Genomic DNA, 7,787 nt, shown 5'->3' on the forward strand with positions numbered 1-7,787 from the left:
GGGTGAAGGCTCCAGTGGAAGGGTGGTGTCCGGGAATGCCTGTGGTGCCGGGTGTGATTGACGGGCCGTGAGGTGAACGGACGTCAGGAACGGCCCGCCGCACCCGGTTCCACGTCCGGTTTCGCACCCGGTTCCACGTCTGGTTGCGCACCTGGTTGTGCACCCGTCGGCACCCGTCGGCGGCCTCGGCGGCGCGCGCGGGGGCCGCAGGGGGCGGGCGGCCCGCTGCGGCTCCTGTATGCATGCCGGTGTGCCGGTCGGTGTGTCCGCCCGGGTCTGCTCAGCGCAGGACCGGGATCACGTCGCGTGTCTCGTCGGCCTCGACGGCCGCGGTGCGGCGGCCGAACGGTTCCGGGGGAGCCTCGTCCGCGCAGACGGTGCCCCGGGCGGGCAGTGCCAGAGTGGCGAGGTAGTCGTCGACGAGGGCGCTGACACACGCACTGCGGTGGTAGGCGGTGTGTCCTTCGGCGTCGAAGGTCAGCAGCCGTCCGCCGTCCAGCGTCCCGGCCAGGGCCACGGCGTCCTGGTAGGGGGTGTCGGGGTCCCCGGTCGTGCCGAGCACCAGGATCGGGGCGGATCCCGCTGCCCGGTAGGAGCCCTCGAACCGGCTCGGGCGCTCCGTCGGCCACTGGGCGCAGGCGGGCGCGTGGTTGTGGTCGTAGGCCGGCGGCCCCAGACCGATCGGGGGTCCCAGCAGCGGCGCGGACGCGGCCTCGGCGCCGACCAGCGCGCCCAGGAGCAGCCGGCCGGCCGGGTAGGCGCGGTCGGCGCACTCGACCGCCAGGTTGGCGCTGAGGAAGTCGAACGACGCGGGCGAGGGCGGCGACAGCAGGAACGAGGCCTGCCGCGCCCGGGCCTGGCGCAGTGCCTGTCCCAGATAGGGCCAGATCTCCTTGCCCGCGTTGATGTTGAACATCAGACGGTAGGCCAGGGTGTAGCCGGTCGCCGGGCGCCCGCTCGCGGTGATCACCGGGTCCGCGTCCAGATCCCGCTTCAGCTGCTCGAACGCCTGCCGCGGCCGGCCCTCACCGAACCCGCAGGCCGCCGGGTTTCGCCCGCACCAGTCCAGGAACCGGCCGAGGGCCGCGTCAAGGGCGGCGAACTGTGCGGCGTCGTACGCGTACGGCGCATCCGCGTAGCGGCGCGGATCGTAGCCCCCGTCCAGGACCATGGCACGCACCCGTGCCGGGAACCGCGCCGCGTACACGGTGCCGACGTAGCTGCCGAAGGAACGGCCGTAGAAGGACAGCGTCTCCTCACCCAGGGCCCGCCTCAGCAGGTCGAGGTCTCCGGCGTTCGACCCGGTACCGATGAACGGAACCAGCTCCCCGGAGCGTTCCCGGCAGGCGGCGGCGAAGCCGGCGCCCTGCCGCACGGCCTCCCTCAGGGCCCCGGGCCCGGGCACCCCGCGCGCACCGTCGACCGCGGCGGCGTACTCCCTGTCGTCCCAGCACTCCACCTGCCCGCTGCGCGCCACACCGCGCATGTCGTACCCGACGACGTCGAAGGCGTCGCGCAGGGAGGCGGGCAGTGCCTCGTAGCTGCTGCGGGCGAAGTTCACACCGGAGTTGCCGGGCCCGCCGGGATGCAGCACCAGGACACCGGTGCGGCGCGCCGGGTCGGCCGCCGCCCGGCGGGTGACCGCGAGCGCGAGCGTGGGCCCGGCGGGCCGGCGGTAGTCCACCGGCACGCGGGCGGTCGCGCACTCGAAACCGTCCACCGCCCCGTCGCAGGGACCCCAGGACAGCACCGGGACGGGCGGCGCCCCGGCCGCCCCCGTCCCGGCCGCCTCCGCTCCGGCGGTGCCGGGCGCTCCTCCCAGGAGCGCGGTGACCGCGATCAGGACCAGGGATATCCCCCACACCACGCGCCTGCGGGGGTCGTCGGCCAAACGGGTCATACGGTGCTCCTCCGTCACGGATGCTGCGGAACGGGCGACAACGTAGCGGCCTGCCACCGGCCCTGTCGGCCCGCCAGGAGTTGATTCCCGGCTACCGCCAGGGTTGTACGCCCCCGGCCCGCCCGCAGCCCCGCCCGCAGTCCGCTCGCACCCGCAGCCCGCCCGCAGCCCCGGCCCGCCCGCAGTCCGCTCGCACCCGTAGTCCGGCCGTAGTCCGGCCCGTAGTCCGGCCGTAGTCCGGCCCGTAGTCCGGCCGTAGTCCGGCCCGCAGCCCGGCCGTAGTCCGGCCCGTAGTCCGGCCCGCGGGCGGGCTCGGGGGCGGGTTCCGTCCGGGGGCCGCCGCGTCCGTTTCGGGCCGGGGCGGCCTTCCGGGCATGTCCCGGCAGCGCCTGCCGCCGTCCGGGGCGACCATGGCCTCATGAACGCCGAGCCGGGGAGTGGCCCGTGACCGGGCAGGTGCTGGCGAGCTGGAACGAGGGCCCTGCCAGGCAGGCGGTCCTGGACTACGTCCGCCGGGCGACGACACCGGGCGCGGAGTTCGTCGAGCCGGCCGACCGGATCGCCACGTTCGACAACGACGGCACGCTGTGGGTCGAGCAGCCGATGCCACCGCAGTTCGACTTCGTCTTCCGCGCCTGGCAGGAGGAGGTGAAGGCCGACCCGTCGCTCGCCGCACGCCAGCCGTACAAGGCGCTCGTGGAGCGCGACCAGGAGTTCTTCGAGGGCCTGGCGACGCAGGACCCCGAAGCGGTGAGCACCCTGCTGGAGGCGTTCGCCCGCTCGTGGGCCGGCACGACACCCGAGGAGTTCGACGCCAGGGTGCGGGAATGGACCCGCACGGTGCGGGACCCGCGGTTCGGCGTCCCGTACGTGGAGCTGGTCTACCGGCCGATGCTGGAGCTGTTCGACCTCCTGCGGGCCAGCGGGTTCCGGGTCTTCGTGTGCTCGGGCGGCGGACGCGACTTCATGCGCGTGTTCGCCGAGGACACCTGGGGGATCCCGAAGGAGAACATCATCGGCTCCGCGGCCGCCTACACCTACACCGGCGGCAGGATCGTCCGCTCCCGCGAACTCCTGGGCGGCCTGGACCTGGGACCGGGCAAACCCGAGCACATCTTCGCCCACACCGGCCGCCTGCCCGCCTTCGCGGGCGGCAACGCCGACGTCGACATCGAGATGCTCCGCAGCGCCGCGTTCGCACTGCTCGTCCGCCACGACGACGACCGGCGCGAGTACGCCTACACCAAGGGCGCCGAGGCCTCGCTCGCCACGGCCGAGCAGCTCGGCTGGACCGTCGTGAGCATGAAGAGCGACTGGACGGCCCTGTTCTGACCAGGAGGACGCCGTGAACGACCTAACCGCCGTCGACATCCTCGTCAACCCCGACGGGACGACCCTTGGCCGCGCCCGCGCCTGGAACGCCCGGATGCGCGCGAGCGTCCCGGAGGGCTTCGCCCTGGACGCCTCCCACCACCCCCACATCACCACCCTCCAGCGCTACGTCCGCACGGCCGGCCTGGACGACGTGTACGAGGCGGTGCACCGGACCCTGGCCGCGACCGACACGGGCGCCCTCACCTACCGGGCCGTCGCCCTGGGGCACGCCGACTGGGGCGTGCCCGGCCAGGGCCTCGCGGCCATCCTCCTGCGGCCCGGCCCGCAGGTCCTGGACTTCCAGGCCGCGCTGCTGGCCGCGGTCTCCCCGTTCACCGGGTCCGGCGGCACGGCCGCCGCCTTCGTCACCGACCCCGGCGAGGACATCAGCCGCAGCACCCTCGACTGGGTCGACGGCTACGTCCCCGCCCAGATCGGCCCCGGCCGCTACACCGCTCACATCACCGTCGGCTTCGCCACCCTCGGCGACCTCGAGGCCGTCGAGGCCGAGCCGTTCGAGGCCTTCACCGTCCGCCCGGCCGCCGTCGCCGTCCACCAGCTCGGCAACAGCGGAGCCCGCCCGCACGCTCCTGCGGAGCTGGCCCACCCCGGACTGACCGGACCCGCAGGGCACCCACCGGCGCACCGGCGGGTGCGGTACGCCGTTGGGTGCGCCGGAAACCCGCCGGCCGGGCCGCCGGGGACGGTCGGTCTTCCCTCCGGCGGGTCGGGGCTGGTCTGCGGGGGTTCGGTAGGCCGCGTTCCGGCGCGGCGGCCCTGGTGGGAACGCTCGTGTTGTCCTGGTGTCCGGCGGGGTGGTGGGTCGTGTCCAGGCGCCGTATGACGGCCTGGGGGCGGGGGTTGGTGGCTGTGGTCACTGCCGGGATTTCCGGCAGCGCGAGGGCCGAGGCCGGAATCCTGGGCTGCCTGGGCTGCCTGGGCGGCTTTGGTCGTATACCTGTGCCCCCGGGCCGTGCGGGCCGGACGCCGGCCCGCCTCCGCCCCCGTGAATGGCGTGCCCTGATCGACCGGATCCAGGCCGGTGAACCGATGGACTCGCCCGTTGTGGTGGCCTCCACTGTCCCGCCGGTCCCGGCCCCGCCGGCCGGGACCGGTGTGGGAGCGGGCTGCGGGTTCCTCGTTCCGTTCACGCGTGAGCGTATTCGGAACGTACTCACGGGCCTCGGGACCGGTGTTCATCGTCGCCCACGGGCCGGGATCGCAGTCCCGCTGCCCGCGGAGCGTGAGACGTCCGGTTCGCAGTTCGGGCGTTGCGTCAGCCTGACCCGGCCGCTGGCGGGGAGAGGACCGGGAGAGCCGCCGCCCCCCCCGTGTGTCGGCAGGGCGGGCGGCTCGGAGGGTGGGCGGCTCGGAGGGTGGGTGGCTTAGGGGGTGGGTGGGGTGGTCGTGTGGCGGGTCTGTCCGGTCAGGATGGCGGTGGCCCGTTCCAGGAGTTCGCAGAGCGCGGTGTGTTCGGAGGGGGTGAACGCGTCGGTGAGTGCCTGCTCGAGGACGGCTACCTCTCCGTAGGCGCGGTCCAGGAGTGCCCGGCCCTTATCGCTCAGGGTTGCGATCTGCACCTTGGCGTGGACCGCGGAGCTCTCGCGGCGGATGAGTTCCTTGCCCTCCATGTTGGCCAGCACGCTGCTCATGCTCTGCTGTGTCACCCCGCAGGAGCGGGCCAGCTGGGCGCCGGACATGCCGCCCTCGCGTGAGAGCGCCAGCAGCACGGTGTACTGCGTCATGGTCAGCCCGTAGGTGCGCAGCACCGCCTCGTGGTGCGCCATCAGCGCCTGTTCCGACCGCCTGATCCGGGTACAGAGCGACGACTCCTCGACCGGGGCTTCCATCACGCACTCCCACTCCACTAACAGGTTCATGGGTTGACTCAGGAACCTTATATACCTACTGTCCTCGACTGTAAGGATACTGAGTCAGCACAAGGGGCTGTGATCATGAAGGCTGTTCTCCTCGACACCCAGGACCACCACCACCGCTACCGCGTCACCGAGATCGACGAGCCCGTCCCCGGCCCCGGCCAGGTGGCGGTCAAGGTCGCCTACGCCGGGATCCAGTGGGGGGACATCATGGCCCGCGACGGCCTGTTCCCCCTCCCGCGCCCCTTCGTCCCCGGCTTCGAGGCGTCCGGGCACATCACCGCGGTCGGCGAGGGCGTCGACCCGGGCCGTATCGGCACGCCCGTCACCGCTTTGACCACGGCAGGCGCCTGCGCCGAGGTGGCCCTGGCGCCCGCCGCGCTCGCTCTGGACACCGGCGGCCTGCCGCTGCGGACCGCCGCCGGTCTCGGCTGGGGCGCACCGACCGCCTACGACCTGATCAACACCACCGCGCGGGTCCGGCCCGGCGAGAGCGTGCTGATCCACGCCGCGGCCGGCTCGGTCGGCACACTCGCCGCCCAGTTCGCCCGGCTGGCCGGAGCCGGCCGGATCGTCGGAGTCGCCGGCAGCCCCGCCCGGGCCGGCTACGCCGCCCGCTTCGGATACGACCGCATCGTGCTGCGCGAGGAATTCCCGGCCGGACTCGACGGCGAACGCTTCGACGTGATCCTCGACCCGGTCGGCGGCGCCGCCCGCCGCGCCGCCCTGGAACAGCTGGCGGCCCACGGCCGGCTCGTGGTGTTCGGCAGCCTCGCCACCTTCGAACCCGTCCCGGCCGACCCGGGCGACCTGCTCATGAACGGCAGGTCACTCCTGACGTACAACAGCAACCTGCTCGCCGGCACCCACCCCGAGCGCCTCGCCGACAGCGCCCGCCGCGCCCTCGCTCTCGTCGCGGACGGCAGGGTACGCGTGGACATCACCGCCGAATACGGCCTGGAAGACCTGGCCACCGCCGTCCAGCGGCTCGCCGAGGGCACCACCCACGGCAAGAGCGTTCTGCGCGTCGTCTGACGGCATACCGTAAGCCGCCCGCCACACTCCCGCTCCTGTTCCTGTTCCCGGTCCCGGTCCCGTGGAGGGGGGTGGCGGGTCAGGGCATTTCGTCCGGGTCGCAGGTCGCGCGGCGCAGTCCGATTGTGCGCAGGGCCCGCATCAGGCCTTCCTCGTCGCCTGCGCGGACCAGGTGGACGGCCCCGTCGGCGGTGACGACGCCGAGGTCACCGGGGGCTGTCTCCGCCCTCGTGCGCAGCACTACCCCGCTCGGCGGGTCCAGGGCGCGCACTCCCTGGAACACGCCGAGGGCGGCCGGGTCGTCACGGAACCCGCCGGACAGTGTGAGCACGGTGATGTCGGGGAGCAGGACCCGGGCGTGCGCCAGGGCGACGCCGGGTGTGGGGGCGTAGGAGATGACCCGGAAGTGGGGGTTGCGCTGGATCCGCGACCGCAGCAGCTCCAGCTCCGCGCCCTCCGGTACGCCGACCACCAGGACTGTCATCACAGTCCCTCATCCTCCGTCGTGGCGGCGGGCCCGTCGACCGGGGCGCACCCCGCCCCGCCCCGCGCCGCGCCGCCCCGGGCCCGCGCCGGGGATCCCCGCCCTGCGCCGCGCCGCGCCGCCCTGCGCCGTGCCGCGCCGGGCCTGCGCCGTGCCGCGCCGGGCCTGCGCCGTGCCGCGCCGGGCCTGCGCCGTGCCGCGCCGGGCCCGCCCCGTGCCGCGCCGGGCCCGCCCCGTGCCGCGCCGGGCCTGCGCCGCGTCGCGGCGGGGACTGGCTCCGGCGCCGGTCTACCCTGCAGATCCACCGTCCGGGAGGAACGGCAGATGACCGGTACGACGACGCTCGACCTCGGACCGCAGGCCCGGATCGTGGCCCGCCTCGCGGCCGCCGTCCCGGACACCCGGCTCGCCGGCCGGACACCCTGTCCCGCCTACACGGTCGCCGCCCTGCTGGGCCACCTCGCGGGCCTTGCCGCCGCTTTCTGCGACGCCGCCCGCAAGGACCTGGGCGCCACGACCGACACGGCCCCCGGCGCGGCCGCGCCCGCCCTGCCCGCACACTGGCGCGAGGAGCTGCCCAGGGTCCTCGGTGAACTGGCCGAAGCCTGGCAGGACCCGGCCGCCTGGACCGGCATGACCCGCGCGGGCGGCGTGGACCTGCCCGGCGCCGTCGCCGGTGCGGTGGCCGCCGACGAACTGGTGGTGCACGGATGGGACCTGGCCCGGGCCACCGGCCAGGAGTACGCACCCGACCCGGCCGCGCTGCGCGCCTCGTACGCGTTCCTGCTGGCGGCCGCGCGGGACGGGGACCGCGGCGGGGGTATCTTCGCAGCCGTCGTGCCCGTACCGGACGACGCCCCACTGCTCGACCGGGCCGTCGGCCTGAGCGGGCGCGATCCGGCCTGGACACCGCCGCCGTCCCCGTGACACGCCGGCCGGGAACCCCCGGCCCGCGGCCCCGGCCTCTGGCCCCGGCCTTTGGCCCGCGGCCCCGGCCTCTGGCCCCGGCTCCGGCCCGCGCCCCCCGGCCTCTGGCCCCGGCCTTTGGCCCGCGGCCCCGGCCTCTGGCCCCGGCTCCGGCCCGCGCCCCCCGGCCTCTGGCCCCGGCCTTTGGCCC

At 74.9% G+C, this 7,787-nt stretch carries 7 protein-coding genes; 4 read left to right on the forward strand and 3 right to left on the reverse strand.

Annotated features, from left to right (window positions below; all coding sequences use genetic code 11):
* Positions 1-280 precede the first annotated feature (280 nt).
* Entirely contained in the window at positions 281-1,900 is a 1,620-nt protein-coding gene (locus ACFY04_RS42165; protein WP_389126237.1) for an alpha/beta hydrolase, read from the reverse strand.
* A 444-nt stretch (positions 1,901-2,344) separates the two neighbouring features.
* On the opposite strand from ACFY04_RS42165, the gene ACFY04_RS42170 reads away from it, so the two are divergent.
* Positions 2,345-3,232 (forward strand): HAD family hydrolase, encoded by an 888-nt coding sequence (locus ACFY04_RS42170; protein ID WP_389126240.1) that lies wholly within the window; start codon positions 2,345-2,347, stop codon positions 3,230-3,232.
* Positions 3,233-3,245: 13 nt separating this feature from the next.
* Entirely contained in the window at positions 3,246-4,118 is an 873-nt protein-coding gene (locus ACFY04_RS42175) for a hypothetical protein (protein WP_389126242.1), read from the forward strand.
* 541 nt (positions 4,119-4,659) lie between these two features.
* On the opposite strand, the gene ACFY04_RS42180 is transcribed toward ACFY04_RS42175, so the two are convergent.
* Positions 4,660-5,154, reverse strand: coding sequence for a MarR family winged helix-turn-helix transcriptional regulator (locus ACFY04_RS42180; protein WP_389126245.1), 495 nt, complete (start codon positions 5,152-5,154; stop codon positions 4,660-4,662).
* Positions 5,155-5,229: 75 nt separating this feature from the next.
* On the opposite strand from ACFY04_RS42180, the gene ACFY04_RS42185 reads away from it, so the two are divergent.
* Positions 5,230-6,186, forward strand: coding sequence for a zinc-binding alcohol dehydrogenase family protein (locus tag ACFY04_RS42185; RefSeq protein WP_389126248.1), 957 nt, complete (start codon positions 5,230-5,232; stop codon positions 6,184-6,186).
* A gap of 79 nt (positions 6,187-6,265) precedes the next feature.
* On the opposite strand, the gene ACFY04_RS42190 is transcribed toward ACFY04_RS42185, so the two are convergent.
* Entirely contained in the window at positions 6,266-6,670 is a 405-nt protein-coding gene (locus ACFY04_RS42190) for a hypothetical protein (RefSeq protein WP_389126251.1), read from the reverse strand.
* A gap of 324 nt (positions 6,671-6,994) precedes the next feature.
* Between ACFY04_RS42190 and ACFY04_RS42195 the strand changes: the two genes are divergently transcribed.
* Positions 6,995-7,597: a TIGR03086 family metal-binding protein gene (locus ACFY04_RS42195; RefSeq protein WP_389126254.1), complete on the forward strand. Its 603-nt coding sequence runs from the start codon at positions 6,995-6,997 to the stop codon at positions 7,595-7,597.
* The last annotated feature ends 190 nt before the right edge of the window (positions 7,598-7,787 follow it).

This window comes from Streptomyces sp. NPDC001549 (assembly GCF_042894025.1).
Taxonomy (GTDB): domain Bacteria; phylum Actinomycetota; class Actinomycetes; order Streptomycetales; family Streptomycetaceae; genus Streptomyces; species Streptomyces kutzneri.